The 25,055-nt window shown below is 64.3% G+C and carries 19 protein-coding genes; 12 read left to right on the top strand and 7 right to left on the bottom strand.

What is annotated here, in order from left to right; genetic code table 11:
* Positions 1-87: 87 nt before the first annotated feature.
* Both purF and LJE61_RS10640 read left to right on the top strand, forming a co-directional pair.
* Positions 88-1,602 (top strand): amidophosphoribosyltransferase, encoded by a 1,515-nt coding sequence (gene purF, locus LJE61_RS10645; RefSeq protein WP_296909476.1) that lies wholly within the window; start codon positions 88-90, stop codon positions 1,600-1,602.
* Positions 1,580-2,827, top strand: a complete 1,248-nt coding sequence (locus tag LJE61_RS10640; protein WP_296909477.1) for an O-succinylhomoserine sulfhydrylase — start codon at positions 1,580-1,582, stop codon at positions 2,825-2,827. Before purF ends, LJE61_RS10640 begins: the two co-directional genes overlap by 23 nt.
* Before the next feature lie 46 nt (positions 2,828-2,873).
* Here LJE61_RS10640 and pilV read toward each other — a convergent pair whose 3' ends face one another.
* The 4 genes from pilV to LJE61_RS10620 are packed head-to-tail and all read right to left on the bottom strand — an operon-like array spanning position 2,874 to position 5,721.
* The gene (gene pilV, locus LJE61_RS10635; RefSeq protein WP_296918359.1) at positions 2,874-3,308 is read right to left on the bottom strand and encodes a type IV pilus modification protein PilV; all 435 of its coding nucleotides are present in this window, start codon (positions 3,306-3,308) and stop codon (positions 2,874-2,876) included.
* Positions 3,305-4,306, bottom strand: coding sequence for a pilus assembly PilX family protein (locus LJE61_RS10630; protein ID WP_296918357.1), 1,002 nt, complete (start codon positions 4,304-4,306; stop codon positions 3,305-3,307). Before LJE61_RS10630 ends, pilV begins: the two co-directional genes overlap by 4 nt.
* 60 nt (positions 4,307-4,366) lie before the next feature.
* Positions 4,367-5,170 (bottom strand): hypothetical protein, encoded by an 804-nt coding sequence (locus tag LJE61_RS10625; RefSeq protein ID WP_296909480.1) that lies wholly within the window; start codon positions 5,168-5,170, stop codon positions 4,367-4,369.
* A complete protein-coding gene (locus LJE61_RS10620) occupies positions 5,164-5,721 on the bottom strand; it encodes a GspH/FimT family pseudopilin (protein ID WP_296909481.1) in 558 nt (185 codons plus the stop codon). Before LJE61_RS10620 ends, LJE61_RS10625 begins: the two co-directional genes overlap by 7 nt.
* Before the next feature lie 431 nt (positions 5,722-6,152).
* On the opposite strand from LJE61_RS10620, the gene LJE61_RS10615 reads away from it, so the two are divergent.
* Both LJE61_RS10615 and LJE61_RS10610 read left to right on the top strand, forming a co-directional pair.
* A complete protein-coding gene (locus LJE61_RS10615; protein WP_296909482.1) occupies positions 6,153-6,728 on the top strand; it encodes a hypothetical protein in 576 nt (191 codons plus the stop codon).
* Between the two features lie 405 nt (positions 6,729-7,133).
* The gene (locus tag LJE61_RS10610; RefSeq protein ID WP_296909483.1) at positions 7,134-9,068 is read left to right on the top strand and encodes a cytochrome c3 family protein; all 1,935 of its coding nucleotides are present in this window, start codon (positions 7,134-7,136) and stop codon (positions 9,066-9,068) included.
* 189 nt (positions 9,069-9,257) lie between these two features.
* Here the strand turns inward: LJE61_RS10610 and LJE61_RS10605 are convergent, their stop codons facing one another.
* Entirely contained in the window at positions 9,258-10,280 is a 1,023-nt protein-coding gene (locus tag LJE61_RS10605) for an SUMF1/EgtB/PvdO family nonheme iron enzyme (RefSeq protein ID WP_296918355.1), read from the bottom strand.
* 579 nt (positions 10,281-10,859) lie between these two features.
* On the opposite strand from LJE61_RS10605, the gene LJE61_RS10600 reads away from it, so the two are divergent.
* Positions 10,860-12,722, top strand: coding sequence for a phosphoenolpyruvate carboxykinase (GTP) (locus tag LJE61_RS10600; protein ID WP_296910230.1), 1,863 nt, complete (start codon positions 10,860-10,862; stop codon positions 12,720-12,722).
* A gap of 204 nt (positions 12,723-12,926) precedes the next feature.
* Here the strand turns inward: LJE61_RS10600 and ppsA are convergent, their stop codons facing one another.
* Both ppsA and nadB read right to left on the bottom strand, forming a co-directional pair.
* Positions 12,927-15,302 (bottom strand): phosphoenolpyruvate synthase, encoded by a 2,376-nt coding sequence (gene ppsA / locus LJE61_RS10595; protein WP_296918352.1) that lies wholly within the window; start codon positions 15,300-15,302, stop codon positions 12,927-12,929.
* Between the two features lie 365 nt (positions 15,303-15,667).
* The gene (gene nadB / locus LJE61_RS10590) at positions 15,668-17,296 is read right to left on the bottom strand and encodes an L-aspartate oxidase (protein WP_296910232.1); all 1,629 of its coding nucleotides are present in this window, start codon (positions 17,294-17,296) and stop codon (positions 15,668-15,670) included.
* Between the two features lie 252 nt (positions 17,297-17,548).
* On the opposite strand from nadB, the gene rpoE reads away from it, so the two are divergent.
* From rpoE to lepB, 7 genes are all read left to right on the top strand, one after another.
* Complete coding sequence (rpoE, locus tag LJE61_RS10585; protein WP_296910233.1) at positions 17,549-18,127, top strand: RNA polymerase sigma factor RpoE; 579 nt, start codon at positions 17,549-17,551, stop codon at positions 18,125-18,127.
* Between the two features lie 228 nt (positions 18,128-18,355).
* Entirely contained in the window at positions 18,356-18,916 is a 561-nt protein-coding gene (locus tag LJE61_RS10580; protein WP_296910235.1) for a sigma-E factor negative regulatory protein, read from the top strand.
* Positions 18,900-19,871, top strand: coding sequence for a MucB/RseB family sigma factor regulatory protein (locus tag LJE61_RS10575; RefSeq protein WP_296918349.1), 972 nt, complete (start codon positions 18,900-18,902; stop codon positions 19,869-19,871). The genes LJE61_RS10580 and LJE61_RS10575 overlap by 17 nt, the downstream gene beginning before the upstream one ends.
* Positions 19,868-20,353: a SoxR reducing system RseC family protein gene (locus LJE61_RS10570; RefSeq protein WP_296910237.1), complete on the top strand. Its 486-nt coding sequence runs from the start codon at positions 19,868-19,870 to the stop codon at positions 20,351-20,353. The genes LJE61_RS10575 and LJE61_RS10570 overlap by 4 nt, the downstream gene beginning before the upstream one ends.
* A 159-nt stretch (positions 20,354-20,512) precedes the next feature.
* Positions 20,513-21,931, top strand: coding sequence for a DegQ family serine endoprotease (locus tag LJE61_RS10565; RefSeq protein ID WP_296910239.1), 1,419 nt, complete (start codon positions 20,513-20,515; stop codon positions 21,929-21,931).
* A gap of 217 nt (positions 21,932-22,148) precedes the next feature.
* The gene (lepA, locus tag LJE61_RS10560) at positions 22,149-23,951 is read left to right on the top strand and encodes a translation elongation factor 4 (protein ID WP_296910240.1); all 1,803 of its coding nucleotides are present in this window, start codon (positions 22,149-22,151) and stop codon (positions 23,949-23,951) included.
* A gap of 76 nt (positions 23,952-24,027) precedes the next feature.
* Positions 24,028-24,879 (top strand): signal peptidase I, encoded by an 852-nt coding sequence (lepB, locus tag LJE61_RS10555; RefSeq protein ID WP_296918347.1) that lies wholly within the window; start codon positions 24,028-24,030, stop codon positions 24,877-24,879.
* Positions 24,880-25,055 lie beyond the last annotated feature (176 nt).

The following is a 25,055-nucleotide window of genomic DNA, read 5'->3' as shown; positions in this document are numbered from 1 at the left end:
CTGGCGCGGGGGCGGGGTATAGTCGCCGGCTGTCAATCTGCAGCACCCATCCTTTGGTCCGAAGGATGGGGCGCGGGCGAGGGGCTCATGTGCGGCATCGTCGGCATCGTCGGTAAGAGTTCCGTCAACCAGGCCCTCTATGACACGCTGTTGGTGCTGCAACACCGGGGTCAGGATGCCGCCGGCATCGTCACCTGCGAGGGCGACAGGCTCCATCTTCGCAAGGACAACGGGCTGGCCCGCGACGTCTTCCGCACCCGGCACATGATCCAGTTGCGCGGCAACATGGGCATCGGCCATGTGCGCTACCCGACGGCCGGTGCATCGAGCTCGGCCGAGGCGCAGCCGTTCTACGTGAATTCGCCTTACGGGATCGTCTTGGCCCACAACGGGAATCTCACCAACGCGGAGGATCTCAAGCGCGATCTATTCGTCGAGGATCTGCGTCATCTCAACACCGATTCAGATTCCGAGATCCTGCTGAACGTCCTTGCCCATGAGCTCCAGATCCAGGGCAAGTTGCGGATCGACGAAGAAGACATCTTTCGGGCGGTCGCCGGCGTTCATCTGCGCTGCCGCGGGGGATATGCGGCGGTGGCGATGATCCCCGGATTCGGCACCTTCGGCTTCCGCGATCCGCATGGGATCAGGCCACTCGTTTACGGCCGTCGGGAGATCGACCAAGGCACCGAGTACATGATCGCCTCCGAGAGTGTCGCCCTCGACACCATCGGCTTCACGCTGATCGACGATGTCGCCCCGGGTGAGGCGGTGTTCATCAGCGTCGACGGCGAGTTGCACACACGCCAGTGTGCGGCCCAGCCGATCCTGTCTCCCTGCATCTTCGAGTTCGTCTATTTCGCCCGCCCCGATTCGATCATCGATAATATCTCGGTGCACAAGGCGCGGTCGCGAATGGGGAAGAAGCTGGCCGCCAAGATCAAACGCGAGTGGCCGAGCCATGACATCGATGTCGTCATTCCAATCCCGGACACCAGTCGCACGGCCGCACTTCAACTCGCCAATCAGCTCGGGATCCCGTACTCCGAGGGATTCATCAAGAATCGCTATATCGGACGGACCTTCATCATGCCGGGCCAAACCGTGCGAAAGAAGTCGGTGCGCCAGAAGCTCAACGCGATCGATCTGGAGTTTCGGAGAAAGAACGTCTTGCTGGTGGATGACTCGATTGTACGAGGGACCACCTCTCAGCAGATCATCCAGATGGCGCGCGACGCCGGTGCCAAGCGCGTCTACTTCGCTTCGGCTGCCCCACCGGTGCGCTGTCCCAACGTCTATGGGATCGACATGCCAGCCGCAAGCGAGCTGATCGCGTACGGTCGGACGGAGGAGGAGGTCGCCCGCGAGTTGGGCGCCGACCGGCTCATCTATCAGGATCTCAGTGATCTGATCGATGCCGTCCAGAAGAAGGGCAAGAGTCATGTCGACCGCTTCGATACCTCTGTATTCGACGGCGTCTATGTCACCGGGGATGTGACCCCCGAGTATCTCCAGGTACTGGAGGCCAATCGGAACGACATCGCCAAGGCCGCTTACAATCCGTTCAGCGAGAGTGTCATTGAGCTCTACAACTCGGCCTGACGCGCCGCCGGCCGCGCATCAGCCGGAGCGGCGCTCGGATCAGCACACTACCGAGGTGGGATTCGCGACCCGTGCGGTGCGAACGGGTCATCACCGCACCCCTGAAGGTGAGCACGGCGAGCCCATCTTCACCACGTCGAGCTTCGTCTTCGCAAGCGCGGCGGAGGCCGCGGCGCGTTTTGCCGGTGAGCAACAGGGCAATATCTACTCGCGCTTCACCAATCCGACGGTTGCCGCCTTCGAAGAGAGGCTAGCTGCGCTCGAAGGGGGCGAGCGCTGTGTCGCGACGGCCTCCGGGATGTCGGCGATCCTGGCCTTGTGTATGGGACTGTTGCAGACCGGCGATCACATCGTCGCTTCGCGCAGCCTCTTTGGGACCACCACGTTGCTGTTCAATACGTATCTTGCCCGCTTCGGCGTCGATACCAGCTACGTGACGCTGGCTGATCTGGATGCCTGGGAAGCGGCCATTCGCCCCGAGACGCGACTGCTGTTTTGTGAGACGCCGTCCAACCCCTTGACCGAGATGGTGGATCTGCGCCGCCTTGCCGAAGTCGCCCACCGCCGCGGTTGCGTGCTGGCGGTCGACAACTGCTTCTGCACCCCGGCCCTTCAAAGGCCGCTCGAGCTGGGTGCCGACCTCGTGATCCATTCTGCTACAAAATACCTGGACGGGCAGGGCCGGTGCGTGGGCGGGGCGGTGGTCGGTGATCGCAAACTGGTTGGCGAAACGGTCTTCGGGGTGCTGCGAACCGCGGGGCCCACCATGAGCCCCTTCAACGCCTGGGTCTTCCTCAAAGGATTGGAGACGCTCGAGCTGCGTATGCGCGCCCATGCCCGCGCCGCGTCTCAGCTCGCGGGATGGCTGGGGCTGCAGCCGGCGGTCGAGCGGGTCTATTACCCGGGTCTGCCGGATCACCCGCAGCATCATCTGGTCGGAGTCCAACAGCGCACGGGTGGCGGGATCGTCGCCTTCGACGTGCGTTCGGGTCAGACCGGCGCATGGCGGCTCATCGACTCGACGCGGCTCTTGTCCATCACCGCCAATCTGGGCGATGCCAAGACCACGATCACCCATCCGGCGACCACGACGCATGGACGGCTCACGCCAGAGGAACGCGCCGACGTCGGCATCGGCGAGGGTCTGGTGAGAGTGGCGGTCGGCCTGGAGGACATCGCTGACATTCAGGCGGATCTTGCGCGGGGGCTCAAGGCGATTTCCTGACCAGCCTGGCATCTGCTGCAGTTCGGCCCGGGATGGGCCAGCGGGTTTACTCATCGGCTGCCGGGAGGCCGACAGGGCCCAAAGGGTGTGCGATCGATCGCGCGATGAACGAACCGAGGCTCACCGAGCGCGCTTCACCGTCGGGAGTCTGCCAAGCTGTCGTGATCCTGATCGCCTTGTAGTCGGGCGCAGAGCGGTCCGCTACGATCCACCGCCGGGTGAAATGCGCGTTGTGGCCGACTTGGGGCTCAGGCGCATCCGCGCCGCTCTCGATGCTGTCATAGGGTGTCGCTCGCAGCGACTCGAGCTTCTGTTGCGCGAGATTGACGGCGATCGTCTGGGTCTTGCTGTGGCCGGAGCTCGCAAACACCCGCATCTGCAGGTGGGCCAAACCCATGAGTCCAATCGACAGCACGGTCAGCGCGATCAGCGCCTCGACGAGGGTGAAGCCTGCGTGGCTGATCTGCGCTCGCCTGCTCATCCGTCCGGCTCCCAATCTCGCCAACTTCCCGGAACGCGATGGGTGGAGGTGACGATGTTGAGACTGGCGCCCTCTTCATTGTCCACAGCCCAACTCCAATGGTACAGGCGGCCTCGCGCGGTCAGCCCCTCGAGCGCGTCTTCGAAGACCACCGAGCCGTAGACTGCGGCATCCCCCCACCCGCGGCTGCCGCATCCGGCATCCTCTGCAAAGTAGACGATCCCGTAGACGGAAACGGACCCACTGACCTCAGGACACCCCGCCGATTCCGTGAACACCATGTAAATGGGCTCTTTGGGTTGGCCCATGTCGGAGTCCCATCGGAGGGTCGAGGTGATCCAAAGGAACCTTGGATCTCCGTCCTCTGCGCGTGCCTTGTACTCCTCCTGACTGATCGCGAAGAGGTACTCCCACGCCGTACCCTCGAAGGCGTTGCCTCTTAAACTGCCGCCGTTGAGGTAGAGGCTGCCGGGGTCCAGGCAGGAAAGGGGGTGGGACGATACGACGGACGCGCGGTCGCACCCGTCATCCCGGCCGGGATCGCACCGGCTCGGATAGACATTGGCGTTCCCGGTGACTCCCGACAGGCAGCCGCCGACCACCAGGGGTGGGACGCCCCTCGCCATGGCGTCTCGTAGCGGACGCTTCTGCTGAAAACACTGGGTCGCGGCCGCGTAGATGCTTTCATCGCCGGTCGCGTGGGCCTCGGAGTGCACACGCAGACAGCCAGGCCTGTCATCGAGAGTCAATCGAATTCCGTAGCGGTAGTCTCCGGATGCCGAGATCTGCGGTGGAGGCGGGATCTCAGTGCCGGCACTCCACACGTTAGTCGACAGCCAGGCGAGCGCGTAGTCTAGCCCCGACTGCGCCGCCTGTTGGGCCTCCTTGGCGCGGAGCTCGTTGTTCGCGATACGCTGCTCCATGACGCCCATCCGTGCAACGGCGATGGTTAGAATCGTCGAAGCCGTGAGGAGCAGGAAACCGACCATCAGCGTCATCGCACCATGCTCCTGACGGCCGTTTGTCGGCATCTGAGAACGCATGCGGGTGGGCCTCGGCTATGGGCGCCAATAGCGGTCGTTGCGGACGGCGACCCGCGAAGCGAAGGTCTGGTTCACCGCGGGATCACCCGCGAGTTGCCCGGCCAGCATGATGTCGACGGACCGAACCTGCTGACAAAGGTCATCGTCTGTGCATGGCTCCGTTCGCGCCTTGGCAGGGTTGAGGTTCGTGGTCTCGCCGGCGGTGATGTCGAACCTGAGCCTCGTCACACGAACGTCGTTGCTGGTGACGGCCTCCCAGTGTCCGCTGTCGCAGTCAAAGGCGGGGTCCGATGCGCTTGCGAGTCGAGTGCGGATCTGAAGAGCGCCACCGCGCAGTCTAAAACCGAACATCTCGACATTGGCCCGGTCATAGGCATCGCCATCGAAAGGCGAGGCGATCGGCGTGCAGCCGTCGCAGACTCCGATGAGCGAATTGGCGTTCAGGTCATAGCTATAGGTCACGCAGCTGCCGCTGGCTTCACCGATCGCCGAGCCGATGCTTAGATCGTTCTGGATTCCGCTAATCTCGAGTCGGAAGGGGTTGTCGGCCGGGTCCGCCCCGTCAGGAAACTCCCAGTGGCCTGCGCGCAGGAGATCCTGCTCCATGACCTCCATGGCCGCCCGCAACTCCTGATTGAGCCGCGCCAACCGGATGTTCTCCGCTGCGCCGCGTGCGGTCAGGAGATAGACGGCAGAGGTCCCGGCCAGCACCAGTGCCCCGACCGTCATTCCGACCATCAGTGCCGTCAGGGTGACCCCGGATTGGCGAGCGGGGTGGCCCGCCAGCGAATGCGCGCGTGTCCCGTCAATGGTCAGCATGGTGGAAAGCCCGTCACGGTCCCGCGGGGAGAGCAGAGGCGCACTCTGCCGAGCAGGCTCAATACGACCCTGAGCTCGGCGTCTCGTCCGGATGCGAAGGTCAGGCTACCGCCCCGGGCGGTCGCCCGCCTGGGCTCGAATCCCGTGCCTCGCGGGCTGCCCGTGAAGGTGGTGCCCTCGATGCGTATGCCGGGGAAATCCACACCCGAGACGATCTTGAGCATGGGTTCGCCCGCCGTGGACAGCCGGCAGGCCCTCTCTGCCGAGAGATCTCGCAGACGGCAGTCGCAATCCTTCCTCTCAGCGATGCCGTAACACCAGGCCTCGCTGTCGACCGTCAGGAACAGGTGCCGGTTGCGTCGGATTACCTCGCTTCGCGTCCATTGCAGATCCTCCGTCAGCGCCTGAGCGGCGGCCTTCAGTCGGTTGCGGGCGAGCATCTCCTGCATGGTCGGTGCGCCTATGGTTGCCAGGACGGCCAGTACCGTAATCGTCAGCATGAGCTCCACCAGGGTGAAGCCGTCATGACCTAGAAGGTCGACGCGATCCATCGGACGAGAGACTGGGGGAGGCCCGGAACGGCCCCGCTCTTGGCTCTCCCCGATGGTGGTGAGAGTGATGCGGAAAAGACACGTGAAGTGTTCTAACATGACTCTGCGACTTTGGCCTCTATTTCTCGTCTTTTATAAATAAAAATAGTTTACTATGGAGGATAATCGGACACTCTCAAAGCGAGTCTCGAACTCAAGTATGATATCTTTTTGTGTATTTTTCTAGTCAGTGATTTGGCTGGTTGAGGCATGCACAGGGGTGCGTGGGGTCCGCAGCCTGGTGGCTTCACTACTGATACCTGCGCGACCCGCACCGCTCGTGCTATGAATGGCGAGCGCTTGGCGCCGATGCCTGCTTCCATTCGCGGCGAGGCCGCGGACGGGGCTGCCGAGACCCAGCGAGCTTCCGCCGACAATCACTGGATGCCATCATGACTTTAAGAACATTCGTGCTGCTGACCTTCGGACTACTGATGACGCTCATGCTCGGGGCTTGCGAGACACGGGTGCGCGAGTCCATTCCGGGGCATTGGGTGACGATCCCGGCAGGGAGCACGTTGCGGCTCAACCGTGCGATCCCTATCCCGCAGGGCCGCGCTCGCGCCTTCTTTGTGGGTGGGGGGGCGCGCGCATCGGGTGCCAGCCAGGACGCGAGCTGCGCGCTCGAGGTCCGACGCATCGACCACGCCGGCATCCAGACCGTCGCACCCGGCGTGATTCGAATCACTCGCGTACAGGACTACGTAGCCCTGGTGGCCGATCGGAGAACGGTCCCGGGTGCGACCGGCGGCGTCCGCTTCCGACTCGCCGGACACGGTGACAGTGGGGGCTCACAGATGATCCAGCAGGGCTATCATTTTTGGCTGGACGACAGCCGCCAACCTAACCTGATGCGTCTCACCTGCCTCGGCAGACTGGACGACCCCGCCTACACCCGCCCGCCAACCATCGCGGAGATTCAGGCGGCCCTGGGAGAACTGGCCACACTCGAGCTCCCGGGGCTGTAGCCTGGCCTTGCGGCTGCGGGCGGCTGGGACGCGAATCCCGGGTGGATGCGCATCGGCACCGCGCGACCGCAACGCCAACGGCGAGCCCGTCCCCGCCAATCTGATCCCGCGAGTCGGGCTCGGCCCGGGTTGGAACCCAACGCCGCCGCTCGATTGGGTCGCCCGTCAGTCTGTCGAACCGGCGTCGGCGGTGGTATAAACGCGGGTGTCGATTCCTGACCCCGGTGGCATCGACCGGGCGAATGCAGCACCGCGTCCCGCCGCATTGGCCACGCAGCGTCTCTACACAGCGTGGTCGCTTCGTCCCAAGTTGAATCGGTGAGGCCATCGATGTCCGCTGGATTGTGCTACCGTCGCCCGCGTCGTGCGGTGCTGTCGACTCTTGCGATCGGACTAGCTCTTTTGGTGGGAGACGTCCATTCGGCGATCGACAGCGGCGGCGAGGGGGACGCGACCGGGCCCGCGAAAGCCCCGACCGTTGCCGAGCTTCTCAATCTCCCGAAGATCCCGAACGAGCGCTGCCTAAAGTGCCACAACGATGAGGACGAGAAGACCTCGGAGCGTGAAGACGGCACCGTGGTCGACATCTACGTGGATCGCGAGCGCTTCGAGCACAGCGTGCACGGCAAACAGCCCTGTGTCGGTTGCCACAACACGGTCCAGAAGGCCGTTCACGAGATTCCGCTCCCCAAGAGCATCGGCTGCGTCGCGTGCCATCTCAAGACCGCGGAGGTGCAGTACGGCAGCTCCGATCCGCAGTACCGGCGGCTGGACGTGGTGCTGGCCCAGATCGACGGCTATATGGCCTCCGTGCATGCGCGCCCGAATCTGCTGGACCAGTCCCGGACCAACGCCACCTGCTACGATTGTCATGATGGCCACAACATCGGCACCGCAGGCAGCTCTGCGCGGGCCGAGCACCGCAGCCGAATTCACGAGGTCTGCGGTCGCTGCCACGAGGAGCAGCGCAAGCACTACGAGCAATCGGTCCACGGGACCGCGGTCATCGAGCGCCGGGACGCCAGCGCCGCGATCTGCTCCGACTGCCACACCCCCCACAATATCGATTCACCCGACCAGGCTCAGGTCAAGCTCACGATCACCGACAACTGCGGGAGCTGCCACCAGAAGCAGGTCGAGACCTATCAGAAGTCATACCATGGTCAGGTGGTGCGCCTCGGCTATACCCACACCGCGAAGTGTTACGACTGCCACGGCAGCCACGGGATCATGGACGTCAAGGATCCAGCGTCGAAGGTGCATCCCGACAATCGCCTGGAGACCTGCCGCCAGTGTCACACGGGTGCGCCGGAGGGTTTCCTCGGCTTTCATGCCCACGGCGATGCCGACGATTTCGAGCGCTATCCGGAAATGTGGGTCGCCGCCCGCTTCATGGAGGTCCTGATCGCCGGCGTCTTCCTGTTCTTCTGGACCCACATGCTACTGTGGATCTATCGGGAGTGGCGTGAGCGCAGGCAGGGGAAGGACTATCGTGCCGATCCGGCCGTCCCCCCGACGGTCTACTTCCGCCGCTTCAGCGTCGGCTGGCGGATCGCGCACGGCCTGTTGGCCGTCGCCGTCATGGTGTTGGTCCTGACCGGCACGGCCGTCCTCTTTGCCGAGCAGCCCTGGGCAGAATACGTTATGAATCTGCTCGGGGGCCCCCAAGTCGCGGCGGTCATTCACCGGACGGCGGCCGTCACCTTCGCGGCCGTCTTCTTTGGTCATCTCCTCGTCGTGACCTGCAACATCCTGCGGGCGGGCAGGGGCTTTCGCTGGTTCGGTCCAAACTCCATGGTGCCCACCTGGCAGGACATCCGCGATATCGGTGCCATGTTCGCCTGGTTCCTCGGATTCGGTCCGCGGCCCAAGTTCGATCGCTGGACCTACTGGGAGAAGTTCGACTATTGGGCGCCTTTCTGGGGCATGCTCGTCATCGGCCTGAGTGGACTGATGCTCTGGTTCCCCACGGTGACCGCGTCGATCCTCCCCGGCTGGGTGTTCAACATCGCCACCATCGTGCATGCCGAGGAGGCCGTCCTGGCCGCGGTCTTCCTGTTCACCGTGCATTACTTCAACGTCCATTTCCGCCCCGAGAAGTGGCCCATGGACATTGTCATGGCGACTGGCGCCGTACCCTTGGAGGAGTTCAAGCACGAGCATGTTCTGGAATACGAGCGGCTCAAGTCGAGCGGGGAGCTTGAGAAGTACCTCGTCAAGCCGCCCTCGGAGCGAACACAGCGGATTGGCCGCAAGATCACCGGCTGGCTGATCGTCATCGGCCTGATTCTGGCCGCCTTGGTGCTGAAGGGATACGTCGATGCGCTGACCAGCCATTGACGCTGGAGCGAGCAATCCGCCGTCAGCTTCCGGCCGCCCGCCACATGGGCGCAGGCATGGGCGGGCGGCCACTTGACCCGGGGTGCCAGGTGAACGGAAACGGCCGGTCGACCGCGAGTGGTGCGCGGATCGCCGGCGGGGCTTCCGGCTCTGATGACGAGCCCGATCGATTGCCGGCCGCGCGCGGTCTCAGGACTCCGGTGTCCGGGCGAGCCTGAAGCCAATGCTGCGATGGCTGAACCCGGTGCCGGCGCGGCATCGATATGCGGAGCGCATGTATCCCGCATAGCCGTACCAGGAGCCGCTGCGCATGACGCGTTGCGTGCAATTGCCGTCCAGCCAGGCACTCCCGTCGGTCGGTGCCCCGTCGAAACCGCCGTTCCAGCAGTCCAGGGTCAGCTCGTTGACGTTGCCGTGCATGTCGAACAGTCCCCAGGGGTTGGCCGGATAGCTTCCGGTCGGCGCGGTCCGGCCCAGATTGACACCGGTGTGTGCGCCGCAACCCGCATATTCGAACGTCCCGTCATAGTTCGCCTGATCCGTGTCGATGCAGCTGCCGGTGCTGAACGGCGTGGTGGTCCCCGCCCGCGCTGCATACTCCCATTCCGCCTCTGTAGGCAGTCGGTAGCCCATGCCGGTGAGACGGTTCAGCCAGCGCAGGTATTCGTTCACGTCCTCCCAGGAGATGTTGATCACCGGGCGCTGCCCGCGTCCCCACCCCTCGTCGGACGGGTTCTTGGTGCAGCCTTGATCCATCACACAGGCATCCCAGTCGGCAAACGTGACCTCGCGCTGACCGAGCTGGAAAGGCGGAACGCAAACCTCATGCTGCGGGCCCTCGTCGGGGTCGCGCTCCGGTTCCTCGGCCGGACTGCCCATGACAAAGCAGCCGCCTGGGATGGGGACCATGACGATCTCGGGGGCCAGGCTGAGCTTGACGGTCTGCTCGGTCCCTGCGGCGACGAAGAGCTCCCGTTCGGCCGGGTCGAAGCCGTTCTTGCGGGCACCGATCCGGTACTCGCCAGGCGGCAGACGAATCAGGAAGGTCTCCTCGGCAGAGGCCGGCGAGCTCCCCTTGCGTTCGCCGTCGACGAACACCTGTGCGTCCCCCGGGATGGTGAAGATGCGGACCACGGCGGCGTCGTCTGCGGCAGCCGCCGTGCCGCTCAGCAGTGCAGTCATAGCCAGCAGCAGGAGAGATGAATAGCGCACGGGATGGCTCCCTCGTCGTTGGGTAGAGGCGGGGCCGGGGTCCGGATCGCCCGACTGCAAGCGTGCCGGAACAGGAATTTTAATCGAAAACCTCCGAGTGGTGCGGCTTCAAGCGCCTTTCGGGTCAGCCCGACCATCGTCGACGGCCTTCGGTCCGGGTCCGATCCGCCGGTTGGTCCCGGGCGGCTGCCATGGGGTCTCGTTTGATCGCGATGAGTCGGATAGACTCCGAAGCGAAGGCCGGCGAGCGATCATGGTACGAAGCTTGCGCGGCCGGTTGAGACTTCACAAGGATCGAGCTCCTACTCACCGGACGGTGGGACGGACTCTGCTGGTCCGGAGTGATCCCTGAGTCAGCGCTGAAAAACTCAGTGCGTCCCGTGCGGGGCAGGATGCGCCGTGCTGGTGCTTGGCCTGGATGGCCAATATATCAGCCTCGCCCCGAGGCGACCACGAGGGGTTGATCTTGGCCACGGTGTCTCGATCAGCGGCATCGCGGCGATCCGTGAAACGGCGGGTGCGTCGTCTCTTTGTTGTTGGCGCTCGTCTCATGCGCGCTCAATCGTTGAGGAGTCATTCATGACCACCAGGCACGACGGGGAAACCCGTACGCAAAATCGTCATCTGCTGGACTGGGTGACCCAGTTGGCGGAGCTCTGCCAGCCTGATCGCATTTATTGGTGCGACGGCTCTCAGGAGGAGTACGACCGACTGTGCCACACAATGGTCGAAGGCGGGACCTTCGTGCGGCTGAACCCCGAGAAGCGTCCCAACAGCTACCTCGCACGCTCGCATCCGAGCGATGTGGCGCGCGTGGAGGATCGGACCTTCATCTGCTCGCTGCGCGAGGAGGATGCCGGACCGACCAACAACTGGCTGGAGCCGCGCAAGGCGAAGGCGCTGCTCAAGGGTCTCTTCAAGGATTGTATGCGCGGACGCACGCTCTACGTCATCCCGTTCAGCATGGGGCCGATCGGGTCGCCGATCGCCCACATTGGTGTGCAGATCACCGACTCGCCTTATGTGGTTGTCAATCAGCGGATCATGACCCGGATGGGCCAGCCGGTCCTCGATGCACTGGGCGATCATGGTGAGTTCGTGCCGTGCGTGCACTCGGTTGGTGCGCCGTTGCAGCCCGGCGAGCGGGATGTGCCTTGGCCCTGCGCGGCCAACATCCAGGACAAATACATCACCCACTTTCCGGAGACGCGGGAGATCTGGTCCTTTGGGAGTGGCTACGGAGGAAATGCGCTGCTCGGCAAGAAGTGTTTCGCGCTGCGCATCGCCTCGGTGATGGCGCGCGACGAGGGTTGGCTGGCCGAGCACATGCTCGTGCTGGGCGTCGAATCCCCCGAGCACGAGAAGCGCTATGTGGCGGCGGCCTTCCCCAGCGCCTGCGGGAAGACCAACTTCGCGATGCTGATCCCGCCCAAGGGGTTCGAGGGCTGGAAGGTGACGACGGTCGGCGACGACATCGCCTGGATCAAGCCGAATCCGGCCGACGGGCGCTTCTACGCCATCAATCCGGAGTTCGGTCTCTTTGGGGTGGCTCCGGGCACCAACGAGGAATCCAATCCAAACGCACTGGCGGCGTTGCGCGAGAACGCGATCTTCACCAACTGTGCGCTGACCGACGACGGCGACGTCTGGTGGGAGGGCCTGACCCGAGAGCCGCCTGATCACCTGATCGACTGGAAGGGCGAGGATTGGACGCCCGGCTGTGGTCGGCCGGCGGCGCACCCGAACGCGCGCTTTACCGCACCGGCGGCGGCGTGCCCGTCGATCGATCCGGAATGGGAGAACCCCAGGGGTGTACCCATCAGCGCCTTCTTGTTTGGCGGACGGGTCAGTCGGCACTTCCCGCTGGCGTTCCAGAGCTACAATTGGGAGCACGGTGTGTATCTCGCCGCGACCATGGGGTCGGAGGCCACCGCGGCGGCGATCGGTCAGGCCGCGGTCCGCCGCGACCCGATGGCGATGCTGCCCTTTTGCGGTTACAACATGGCCGACTATTGGCGGCATTGGTTGCGGATCGGCCGGCGCTGCGTCGCCACGCCGCCGCGGATCTTCCGCGTCAACTGGTTTCGCAAGGACGAGCACGGTCGCTTTCTCTGGCCGGGTTTCAGCGAGAACATGCGGGTCCTGGAGTGGATCGTGAAGCGCTGCAACGACTGTGGCGCTGCCCTCGAGAGTCCGCTCGGTTGGATGCCGGACTATGACGCCTTCAACTGGGATGGATTGGACTTCGATCGGGACAGCTTCTACTCGATCATGAACATCGAGCGCGAGGCCGCCCGCCACGAGACCAACGACCAGGAGGAGCTGTTCACCCGGTTCGGCGACCATCTGCCGCGCGAGATGGAGATCCAGCGCGAGCTGCAGCTCGCCCGCCTCTATCATTCACCGGCGATCTGGGACCTGACGGGACCGCACGGGTCTTGAGGGACTCCATGGGCGGCAGAACCCGCCTGCCCCCGATCGCGCCGCATGCGGCGCGCGGAGATAGGCTGAACCTTCATGCCGATGCGGGCCGTTGGAGGATGGGCACGACGCAGTCGGGCGATCTTGACGGCTCCCGCCTTCGGCAGCGACGCCGGTGGCGGCGATGCGCGCCGGGTCGCTTAGCCCATCCGGCTTTCCAGCCGCTCAGAGTGTCTTCGCCTGCTCCGCGAGATAGATCCAGGTGTCGATCACGGTGTCCGGGTTGAGGGAGATGCTCGTGATCCCCTCCTTGAGCAGCCAGTCCGCGAAGTCCTTGTGGTCAGAAGGCCCCTGTCCGCAGATGCCGACATACTTGCCTTGGGCGCGGCAGGCGGCGATCGCCATCGCTAGCATCTTCTTCACCGCCGGGTCGCGCTCGTCGAAGCTGTCTGCGACTAGGCTGGAATCGCGATCGAGGCCCAGGGTCAGCTGCGTCATGTCGTTCGAGCCGATGGAGAAGCCGTCGAAATACGCCAGGAACTCCTCGGCCAGCACGGCGTTGGAAGGCAGCTCACACATCATGATGAGGCGCAGGCCGTTCTTGCCGCGCTCCAGGCCCTGCTCCGCAAGCGCATCGACGACCGCCTTGGCTTGCTTGAGGGTGCGCACGAAGGGGATCATGATCTCGACGTTGGTCAGGCCCATGTCGTCGCGCACCCGCTTGAGGGCCTCGCATTCGAGCTCGAAACACGCCTTGAAGCCGGGGGCGACATACCGTCCTGCACCGCGGAAGCCGATCATGGGATTCTCTTCCTGCGGCTCGTAACGCGGCCCCCCGATCAGGTTGGCGTACTCGTTGGACTTGAAGTCCGACATCCGCACGATGACGGCGTGGGGCGCGAAGGCCGCGGCCAGCGTGGAGATGCCTTCCGCAAGCTTGGCGACGTAGAACTCGCGCGGACTCGAATAGGCGGCGATACGCGGCGCGATCTGCGCGCGGAGATCGGCCGGCAGCTGGTCGAGCTCAAGCAGGGCCTTGGGATGGATCCCGATGGTGTTATTGATGATGAACTCCAGGCGTGCCAGCCCGATGCCCGAGCTCGGCGTCGCCGCGAAGGCGAAGGCACGGTCCGGGTTGCCCACGTTCATCATGATCTTGACCGGGATCTCTGGCATGGCCGAGAGCTCGATGGTCTTGTAGTCGAAGTCCAGCTTACCGTCGTAGATCACCCCGGTATCGCCCTCGGCGCAACTGATGGTGACGGGCTGGCCGTCTTTGACGACGTCGGTGGCATCGTTGCAGCCGACCACGGCCGGCACTCCCAGCTCGCGGGCGATGATGGCCGCGTGACAGGTCCTCCCCCCTCGATTGGTCACGATGGCAGCCGCGCGCTTCATGACCGGCTCCCAGTCCGGGTCGGTCATGTCTGTGACCAGGACATCGCCCGCCCTGACCCGGTGCATGTCCGCGATGCTGGAGACCACCTTCGCCGTGCCGGCGCCGATGCGGCTTCCGATGCTGCGTCCGGTCGTGAGCACCGGGCCGCGCTCGCGCAGGACATAGCGCTCGATGACATTGCCAGAACGGCTCTGGACCGTCTCGGGTCGCGCTTGGAGGATATAGATCCTGCCGTCGTTGCCGTCCTTCGCCCATTCGATGTCCATCGGCCGGCCATAGTGCGCCTCGATCAGAACGGCTTGGCGCGCGAGCTGCTCGACCTCCGCATCGCTGATGCAGAAGACCCGGCGATCCGCCTCCGCAACATCCTCGGTGCGCACCGGACTCTTCGCGTCGGTGCCGTCGTAGACCATTCGGATCGCCTTGTCGCCGACGCTGCGGCGCAGAATCGCTGGGCGGCCGGCGGCGAGCGTCGGTTTGTGGATGTAGAACTCGTCTGGATTCACCGCGCCCTGCACGACCATCTCGCCAAGTCCGTAGCTTGCAGTGATGAAGACGGCATCGCGAAAACCCGACTCGGTGTCCAGCGTGAACACGACCCCTGAGGCCGCGAGATCACTGCGCACCATCTGTTGGATACCGGCCGAGAGGGCGACATGACGGTGCTCGAAGCCTTGGTGGACGCGATAGGCAATCGCCCGATCGTTGAACAGCGAGGCAAACACCTCCTTGATGCGATGCTTGACGTGGTCCAATCCCTGGACATTGAGGAAGGTCTCCTGCTGGCCGGCGAAGGAGGCATCGGGGAGATCCTCGGCCGTGGCCGAGGAGCGCACCGCCCAGGAGACCGCGGCGCCGTGGGACTCCGCGGTCAGACGGGCGAAGGCGTCGTCGATGGCGGACTCCAGCGCGGGCGGGAAGGGCTGGTCGATGACCCATCCGCGAATGCGCGCGCCCGCCTCCGCCAAGGTCGACACGTCATCCACGTCCAGGTCGTCCAGGATCGCCTGGATTCGCTCATCGAGCCCGTCTTTCGCAAGGAATTCGCGATAGGCGTCCGCTGTCGTTGCGAAACCGCCGGGGACCAGGACACCGACGTCGGTCAGGTTCTGGATCATCTCGCCAAGCGACGCGTTCTTGCCGCCGACGACGGGGACGTCGTCCATTCCGAGCTCGCTGAGCCAGCGGACATAGTCGGTCATGGTGCTCGTTCTCCGATCAATGCATCGATTGCGGCCGCCCGGCCGGATGGCGGCCCGCCGCGGTTGAGTGGCGTTTGGCCAAGGCGGATCACCTGGCTGGGCGAGCGGTCTCGCATGCCCGTCCATGCTTTGCCAATCCTCGACATAACATCGCAATATAACCGACTGGACAAAGGGTCGTCTTGATCTCCTATCAATCTTGAGGATTGAAAAATCACTCGCACCCGCGGGCGATTGGCCGTCCCCCCAGCGACATCGGCACGCGAGTCGCGGCGTGCCGAGGAAGGGCGGTTTCCGACTCGTTCCCCGCCTCGGTCGCCGCCGCGTCAGAGCACCAAAGCCCCGGGTGCCCGCCTTGGGCAGCCTCACACGCCGGATCGGGGCCGGTAGGTGTCCGGGATCAGGATCGTGGGACTGCGTTGACTGGGGTCCTTCTGAGGATAGTCGAGGGTGTAGTGGAGCCCGCGGCTCTCGCGCCGACGCAGCGCGGATTGGATGATCAGATCCGCAACCTCGAGCAGGTTGCGCAGCTCGATCAGGTCGTTGCTCACGCGGAAATTGCTGTAGTACTCGATCACCTCCTGCTGCAGCAGATCGGCGCGTCGCTTGGCCCGGCGCAGGCGCTTGTTGGTGCGGACGATACCCACATAGTCCCACATGAAACGGCGCAGCTCGTCCCAGTTGTGCGACACCACCACCTCTTCGTCGGGCTCGGTGACCCGGCTCTCATCCCACGGCGGGACATCCGGCGGATGCGCGGATTCGGCTGTGAGGCGCGCGATGTCTTGTGCCGCCAGCTCCGAGTAGACCAGACATTCAAGCAGCGAGTTGCTGGCCATCCGATTGGCGCCGTGCAGGCCCGTATAGGCTGTCTCGCCGCTGGCGTAAAGCCCCGGCAGATCGGTGCGGGCGCGGCCGTCGACCATGACGCCGCCGCAGGTGTAGTGCGCAGCGGGGACCACCGGGATGGGGTCCTTGGTGATGTCGATCCCGAGCTCCAGACAACGGTGATAGATGGTCGGAAAATGCTCAATGACGAAGTCGGGCGGCCGATGCGAGATGTCGAGATAGACGTAAGCGGTGCCGAGCCGCTTCATCTCGTGGTCGATCGCGCGTGCGACGATGTCGCGCGGGGCCAACTCGGCCCGCGGATCGAACCGGGGCATGAAGCGTTCACCGTCGGGGAGCAGGAGGCGTGCACCTTCCCCGCGCAGGGCCTCGGTGATCAAGAAGGAGCGAGCCTGCCGATGATAGAGGCAGGTCGGGTGAAACTGCATGAACTCCATGTTCGCGACCCGACATCCGGCGCGCCAGGCCATCGCGATCCCGTCGCCCGTCGAGACGTCCGGATTGCTCGTGTAGAGATAGACCTTGTTCGCGCCCCCGGTGGCGAGGACGACGAACCGGGCCAGATAGACCTCGACCTTTCCGGTTCCGAGGTCCAGGATGTAGGCGCCGAGACAACGATGATCCTTGCTCCCGGACACATGCCTGGAGGTGATCAGGTCGATGGCGATGTGCTGCTCGAACAGGGTCACGCTTGCCTTGGCGCGGACCTGCGCCTCCAGCGTGGTGGCGACCGCCCGGCCGGTGGCGTCGGCGGCGTGCACGACACGTCGATGGGTGTGACCGCCTTCCCGGGTGAGATGATAGCCCCCGGCTGAGCCACGCGCCTCATCGCGCGTGAACTGGACGCCTTGGTCGAGCAGCCACCTGATGTTGGCTGGGCCGCGCTCGACGACCTGTTTGACCACCTTGCGGTCGCAGAGTCCCGCACCGGCCCTGAGGGTGTCTTGGACGTGAGAGTCCACCGAGTCGGCCGCGTCCAGCACTGCCGAGATGCCGCCTTGGGCGTAGAGGGTGCTGCCCTCCTTGAGCTCACGCTTTGACACCACGGCGACTGACAAGTCGTCGTCGAGCCGCAGTGCAAGGCTCAAACCCGCGGCGCCGCTGCCGAGGATCAGGACATCATGGCGGTGAGGGGTAACGGACATGGTCGAGGCCTTCGCTGCGCGTGAGCGGGGTTGTCGTCGGTTCTTGCCCCTTGGTCGCGACGCCGGCCCCGGTGTGGCAGGTTTGGGCGACCGAGCGGGTTGCCGTAAACTCACCGATTTAATGGCTCAGATCAAGGTTTGCTGCTTTATTCGGCAGCCTGCGGCCACACCTCAGCCTGCTCACGAACTTCCGAATCGGGGAATTGTCCATGCCAACGGAAACGCCGGCCAGTCGTATCGAGGCTTGCGTCCATGTCTGAGCGCATCGCCGATCAGGAGCTCGTGGTGCGCGCCCAAACCGGCGATAAGCGCGCATTCGACCTTCTTGTGCTGAAGTATCAACAGAAGGTGGCGAATCTGATCTCGAGGTATATCCGCGACCCGAGCGAGGTGCTTGACGTGAGCCAGGAGGCCTTTCTGAAGGCGTACCGCGCGTTGCCGGCCTTTCGCGGGGAGAGTGCCTTCTACACCTGGCTTTACCGGATTGCCGTGAACACGGTGAAGAACCATCTCGTCGCCCAAGGGCGGCGGCCGCCGGGCGATGATGTCGATGCGGAGCTGGCCGAGCAGATGGACATGGGGACGCGACTGCGGGAGTCGGGCACACCCGAACGCCACCTCCTGACTGACGAGATCGCGGAGACCGTTCAGCGCGCCCTCGATGATCTGCCCGATGATCTCCGCACCGCCATTGTCCTGCGCGAATTCGAAGGTATGAGCTATGAGGAGATTGCAACCGCGATGGAGTGCCCGATCGGCACGGTCCGCTCCCGCATTTTCCGCGCCCGGGACGCCATCGACAAGCGGCTGCGGCCGCTGCTCGAACCTTGAGGTGCCTCTGCCGTCCAACCGGCAACGATCAGCCGGAGAGGGGCGCCGGCGGCGCGGCCGCGGACGGGACCGCGCGCAAAGCGCATGTCGCTCGGATCGCCCGTATTTGCAGCGGCCGAAAGCGTGGCGGCCGGATCAGAACGGATCGACGGCAGGGCCTCTACACGCGGGTCTGGTTTGTCGATCGAGTTGTCACCCAACCGACGATTTCACTTCAGGCGTGAAGCAATGATCGACGAGCAACGACAACGCATCTCCGCACTCCAGGATGGCGAGCTCGATACCGACAGCGCGTCGCGCCTCGTGGACGCCCTGATGCGCGATCGCAACCTTCGTGGAATCTGGGAGCGCTACCATCTGATCGGTCTTGCGATTCGCGGCGAGCGCGTCGAGGCGCTGACTCGGTCGCTGGCCGACACAGTTCGTGCGCGTATCGAAGATGAGCCGACAGTGCTCGCACCGCGACGTCCGACCGTTGAGAGGCGGGTCAGGTTGGCCCCCTTCGCGGGGGGTGCGCTCGCGGCAGCTGCTGTATTCATCGCAGTCTTCATCCTCCCGACTTGGTTCAAGGGGGCTGCAACATTTCAGCCGGAGGTCGGCATTGCACCGCAGGTCGTCGCCCAACAGCCCGCCGCGGTACTTCCGGCGAAGCGTTGGGATATCGATCGTCCCGATTTGGCGAGCAAGCTGGATCTGTTTCTCGTGACCCATCAAGAGACGGCTCCCATGGCCGGGGCCAAGGGGATGCTGCCGTATGCGACGTTCGTGGGTTATGAAGCGGGACGGTAGCGGGCGCGCGCTGGCGCCGCTCGTCGGTCTCCTCTGCCTGGTTCTTCCGGCGCACGCGGTCCGGGCAGACGATTTGACAGAGCTTGCCAGTGACCTGCTCGGGCGCATGGCGCAGGCCCTGAGGTCCCTCGATTACGAGGGGACGCTGATTTACTCGCATGAGAATCGGCTCGAGTCACTGCATCTCGCGCACCGGATCGAGGGCGGCATGGTCCAAGAGCGGCTGGTCTCGCTCAACGGTCCGCTCCGGGCGGTCACGCGCGAGCGTGACCGTGACCGTGTCATGTGCGTCTTGCCCGATGGCCATCCGATCTCGGTCAAGCGTCAGGGCGGGGCGGGGACGCTGCTCAACACCGAGGGGATCAATCCGGCGTTGCTCGGCGCCTACTACCGGATCGAAATCCCGGGCATGGCGCGAGTCGCCGGTCGTGAGACCCACGTGGTCGGCATCATCCCGCGTGATGATCTGAGATACGGCTACCGCTTCTACATCGACACGGAGACTGCCTTGCCCCTCAAGTCCGATCTCATCGACCGGTCCGAGCAGGCGCTCGAGCAATTGATGTTTACCACCATCACGGTCGGCGAAGCCGACGCGAATCCGCCGGTTGCGCCGCTCGCCGGTCCCCGAACGGCACCGGCCACCCAGGTCGCCGGTCAGTGGCGCTTCGACGCGCCCCCGCTGGGTTTCCAGCTGGTGAGCCACGGCGTGATGGATCGTCCGGATGGCGCCGAGGTTGAGCACTTTCTGTTTACAGACCGGCTGTCGGCGTATTCCGTCTACATCGAGTCCGACACGCGGGACGGATTGTCGGGCTCGACGCATACCGGCGCGGTCCACGCGGCCGGACGCCAGGTGGATGGGTATCAGGTGACGGCCGTCGGCGAAGTGCCCGCCGGGACCGTCGAGGCCGCGGTTGCCGGTGCCCGACTGGCGACGGAGTCGGCGCGGTGATCGAGGAGCCGGGTACCGTGGTCGCGACCGATGGCATCCATGCGGAGGTGCGGACCGAGCGACGATCCGTCTGCAGCGGATGCGCCGCCCGGGACGGGTGCGGCACGTCCCTGATCGAGCGTTTCCTCGGCAGCCGACCCAACCGGGTTCGCGCTCTGAATCAAGCGCAGGCGGTGGTCGGGGAGCGGGTCATGCTCGGCATCTCCGAGCAGGGGCTGCTGAGGGCATCGCTTGCGGTCTATCTGGTGCCCGTTTCGGGCCTGGTCGCTGGCGCGCTGTTCGGCGAGCAGGTTGCAGGTGGGGCCCTGGGTGCTCGCACGGCTGACCTGGCTGCGCTGCTGGGCGCAGCATGCGGTTTTGCTCTGGCGTTGCTGTGGCTGCGCGGTTACAGTGCGGGGTCGCGCAACCGCCCGGAGTATCAGGCCGTGGTGGTCCGCCGGCTCGATCTTGGAGCGCGGATCGAGATCCGGTCGACACCCTAGTCCGGCTTTCGTCTTCCCCTGTCCACCCTGTCGCTCGCCCACGCGGTTCCAACCGGAACAGGGGACGCGCGTCTTGATATGGTCCCGGGATGGCCGATCATCCGCGTCTTCCAGCCCGCGGCGGACAACCGAAATCATCGACCCCTATTTGGAGCAGCCATGCGTCCCACTCCAACCTCGTATATCGCCTTTGCGGCACTGGTCTGCTGTGCGCTTGTGCCGGGCCTCGCCGCCAGTCGTAGCTTGCCGGATTTCATCGACCTGGTCGCCGAGAACGGCCCCTCGGTTGTCAACATCAGCACCAAACAGTCGCCGGCCGCGTCACAGCAGCTGCACGACTTTTCGGTCCCGGATCTCCCCGAGGACAGCCCGCTGCAGGACTTCTTCCGTCATTTCTTCGGCGAGGATGGCGAGCTGCCCGACGACCGTTCCCAGGCGCGCTCGCTCGGCTCGGGCTTCATCGTGTCGACCGATGGGTTCGTGTTGACCAACTCGCATGTCGTGGAAGGCGCCGACGAGATCATCGTGCGCACCAGCGACCGGCGCGAGTTCGTTGCCGAGCTTATCGGGACGGACAAGCGAAGCGACATCGCCCTCCTTAAGATCGAAGGAGAGGATCTTCCCGCCGTCAAGGTCGCCTCCCCAAGGGACCTCAAGGTGGGTGAGTGGGTCTTGGCCATCGGCTCGCCGTTCGGCTTCGAGTCCTCGGCCACCGCGGGGATCGTCAGTGCCATTGGCAGGAGCCTGCCGAGCGAGAATTACGTCCCTTTCATTCAGACCGATGTGGCGATCAACCCGGGCAACTCGGGCGGTCCCCTGTTTAATCTCGCCGGCGAGGTGGTTGGAGTCAACAGCCAGATCTATAGCCGCACCGGTGGTTTCATGGGGCTGTCCTTCGCGATCCCGATCGACGTTGCGATGGATGTCGTGGAGCAGCTGAAGACCACCGGACGGGTGAGCCGCGGCTGGTTGGGCGTTCTGATCCAGGACGTGACGCGCGAGCTTGCCGAGACCTTCGGAATGACGCAGCCCCGCGGTGCCTTGGTTGCCCAGGTTCTGCCAGGCAGTCCGGCCGAGGCGGCGGAGGTCCTGCCGGGTGATGTGATCCTCGCCTACAACGGCCGGGATGTCCTGACCTCCAGCTCGTTGCCACCGATGGTGGGGATCACGCCGGTCGGGGAGCGGAGGATCCTCCAGGTCCTCCGAAGCGGCGAGCTCCTCGAGCTTGAGGTGGAGATTGGTGAGCTCCCCGATGAAGAGCAGCTCGCCGGCCGGGTGAGTGAGCCCGAGAAGGACCGGGCAAATCGGCTCGGCCTGATCGTGAGCGAACCAACGGTCGAGCAGAGAGAGCAGCTCGCGGTCGCCAGCGGGGGCGTGCTGGTAGAGGGGGTTGAGCCAGGTCCGGCGGAGCAGGCGGGTCTGAGCGCCGGTGATCTGATCCTGATGCTCGACAAGGAGATGATCAAAGACGTGGACCAATTCAACCGGATCCTGGAGTCCATTCCGGCAGGTCGCTCCGTGGCGGTTCTGGTGCAGCGCGGCGAGGGTCGGATGTTTTACGCGATTCGGGTTCCGTGAGGGCGCACGTGTCCGGACCTCAAAACGGACACCGCTGCGCGATCGAGCCCTCCTGCAGCCTGGGGCCGGGTGCTTGACGCCCGGTTCCTCGCTGCGCCGGTCCGGCCTGTCTGCTATGATCGCCTGCCATTCGCGATACCCAAGCGCACCGCGCCGACCGGCTCGGCCTTGATCCTCCCGCGTGCTGTCAACGCGTCCCCGGGCGACCTGTATCTTCATGGCAGACCTGAGTCATATCCGAAATTTCTCGATCATCGCCCATATCGATCACGGCAAGTCGACTATCGCCGACCGTTTCATCCAGCTCAGCGGTGCACTGACAGACCGTGAGATGTCGAGCCAGGTGCTCGATTCGATGGACCTGGAACGCGAGCGTGGGATCACCATCAAGGCACAGAGTGTGACGCTCGACTACCGCGCCCGTAACGGTGAGATCTATCAGCTGAATTTTATCGACACGCCGGGCCATGTCGACTTCTCCTATGAGGTGTCGCGGTCGCTTGCTGCCTGCGAGGGTGCCTTGCTCGTCGTGGATGCCGCTCAGGGTGTCGAGGCCCAGAGCGTGGCCAACTGCTACACCGCCATTGAGCAGGGTCTCGAGGTCCTGCCGGTCCTGAACAAGATCGATCTGCCTTCGGCCGAGCCGGAGCGTGTGATCACGGAGATCGAAGAGATCATCGGCCTGGAGGCCGAGCATGCACTCCGGGTGAGTGCCAAGACCGGCGAGGGGATCCCCGATCTCCTCGAAGCGCTGATCGAGCGCATCCCGCCGCCGCGCGGTGACCGGAGCGCGGCCTTGCAGGCCTTGATCATCGATTCCTGGTTCGACCCCTACGTGGGTGTGGTCTCTCTCGTGCGTGTCATGAACGGCGAGATGCGTCGCCGAGACAAGGTCCTGATCATGTCGACCGGACGGACCCACCAGGTCGACGCGCTCGGCGTCTTCACGCCGAAGAAGACGGAGCGGGAGGGTCTCGGTGCGGGCGAGGTCGGCTTCATGGTGGCCGGCATCAAGGAGATCGACGGCGCACCGGTGGGGGACACCATCACGCGTCCCGATGCCCCGGCGGCCAAGCTTCCGGGCTTCAAGGAGATGCGCCCGCGGGTGTTCGCCGGACTCTATACGGTGATCTCAGACGACTATGACGACTTGCGCGAGGCGCTCGGCAAGCTGAGGCTCAATGACGCCGCTCTCTACTATGAGCCCGAGGTCTCGCAAGCCTTGGGATTCGGCTTTCGCTGCGGTTTTCTCGGCATGCTGCACATGGAGATTATCCAGGAGCGGCTTGAGCGCGAATACGATCTGGACCTAATCACGACCGCACCGACCGTCGTCTACGAGGTGCTGCGAACCGACGGTGAGCTCATCAAGATCGACAATCCGGCGAACCTGCCGGATCCGGGCAAGATCCGAGAGATTCGCGAACCGATCATCGAGGCCCATATCCTGGTCCCGCAGGATTACCTGGGCGCGGTCATCAATCTCTGCATCGAGAAGCGGGGCGTGCAGAAGCAGATCCAGTATCTCGGGGGGCAGGTGCAGGTCAGCTACGAGCTGCCCCTGAGCGAGGTCGTGCTCGACTTCTTCGACCGGCTCAAATCGGTCAGTCGAGGGTTCGCTTCGTTCGAGTACGAGCTCAAGCGCTTCCAGGCGACGGATCTGGTCAAGCTGGATGTCCTGATCAACGGCGACAAGGTGGACTCGCTCTCCTCGATTGTCCACCGCGCCCTCGCGCAGGGTCGCGGACGGGACGTCACCGAGCGGATGAAGGAGCTGATTCCACGCCAGATGTTCGAGGTGGCGATCCAGGCGGCGATCGGCACCAAGATCATCGCGCGAACCACGGTCAAGCCCTTGCGCAAGAACGTCACGGCGAAATGCTACGGCGGCGATGTGACTCGAAAACGCAAGCTCCTGGAAAAACAAAAAGCCGGCAAGCGTCGAATGAAACAGGTCGGTCGGGTCGAGATCCCTCAGGAGGCCTTTCTTGCCGTGCTAAAGGTCGGGAAGGATAATTGACCAGGCTTCGGCCGATGTGCCGGGTCCGTGAGGACGCGGTCCCGCCAACGAACAGAGAGCCCCGACAAACAGACCCATGACTTTCGATTTCCCCGCGTTTTTGGTGCTGGCATCCGCCGTGACGGGCGGCATCTGGCTGATCGATGCACTCCTGTTCGCGCCGCGTCGGCGGCGCCTGGCCGAGGTCGCTGTCGGCACAGGCGCGGTGGCGGAGGATCGCAGGTCCGCCCGCAAAGAACCTGTCTTGGTCGAGTATGCCCGCTCCTTTTTTCCTGTCATTTTTGCCGTCCTGATTCTGCGCTCCTTTCTAGTCGAGCCCTTTCGAATTCCCTCGAACTCGATGATGCCGACCCTCCTGACAGGTGACTTCATCCTTGTCAATAAGTTTTCCTATGGTCTGCGTTGGCCGATCCTCAACAGCGTATTCATTGACATCGGCGACCCCGCAGTCGGCGACGTGGTGGTCTTTAAATTTCCCCAGGATCAGTCGACCGATTACATCAAGCGCGTGGTGGGCGTTCCGGGCGACGAGATCGGCTACCGTCACAAGACGATCTATCGCAATGGTGAGCCCGTGGCGCAATTGCCGGTCGGGTCCTTTACAGGTGTGGGATCGGGGGCCGAGATGACCGGTGCGCGCGAGGCGCTGGAGCGGCTCGGCAGCGTCGAGCACCACATCCTGACGCGCCCCAATGCCCCGGACCTCCCCCCGGGTTGCCGGATGCTGGCGTACGGCCCGATCAAGGTCCCGGAAGGCCAGTATTTCGTGATGGGCGACAATCGGGACAACAGCAATGACAGCCGCTGCTGGGGCTTCGTGCCGGCGGGCAACCTTGTCGGGAAGGCATTCGCAATCTGGATGCATTGGGACGGCGGCCGTGACGGGTTGCCGATCGCATGGGGCCGGCTGGGTGAGGGCATCGAGTAAGCTCCCTATGCAGCGGCTGATTGATCGGCCATCCTGGCGAGGAATCAGCATGGAGCCGGAAGACGGGGTCTCCCGATTCATCCCCCGTTCGGCGACGTGTCGTCGTTGCAACTCGGGGGAAACGCAATCAAGCGTCTGGCTCAAAGGCCAAGCGATATCGGCGCACCGCATAGGCC

It is taken from the genome of Thiocapsa sp., from assembly GCF_022340925.1.
Taxonomy (GTDB): Bacteria; Pseudomonadota; Gammaproteobacteria; order Chromatiales; family Chromatiaceae; genus Thiocapsa.
The sequence above is the reverse complement of the archived record's forward strand: the minus strand, read 5'-3'. Positions and strand labels throughout refer to the sequence as shown.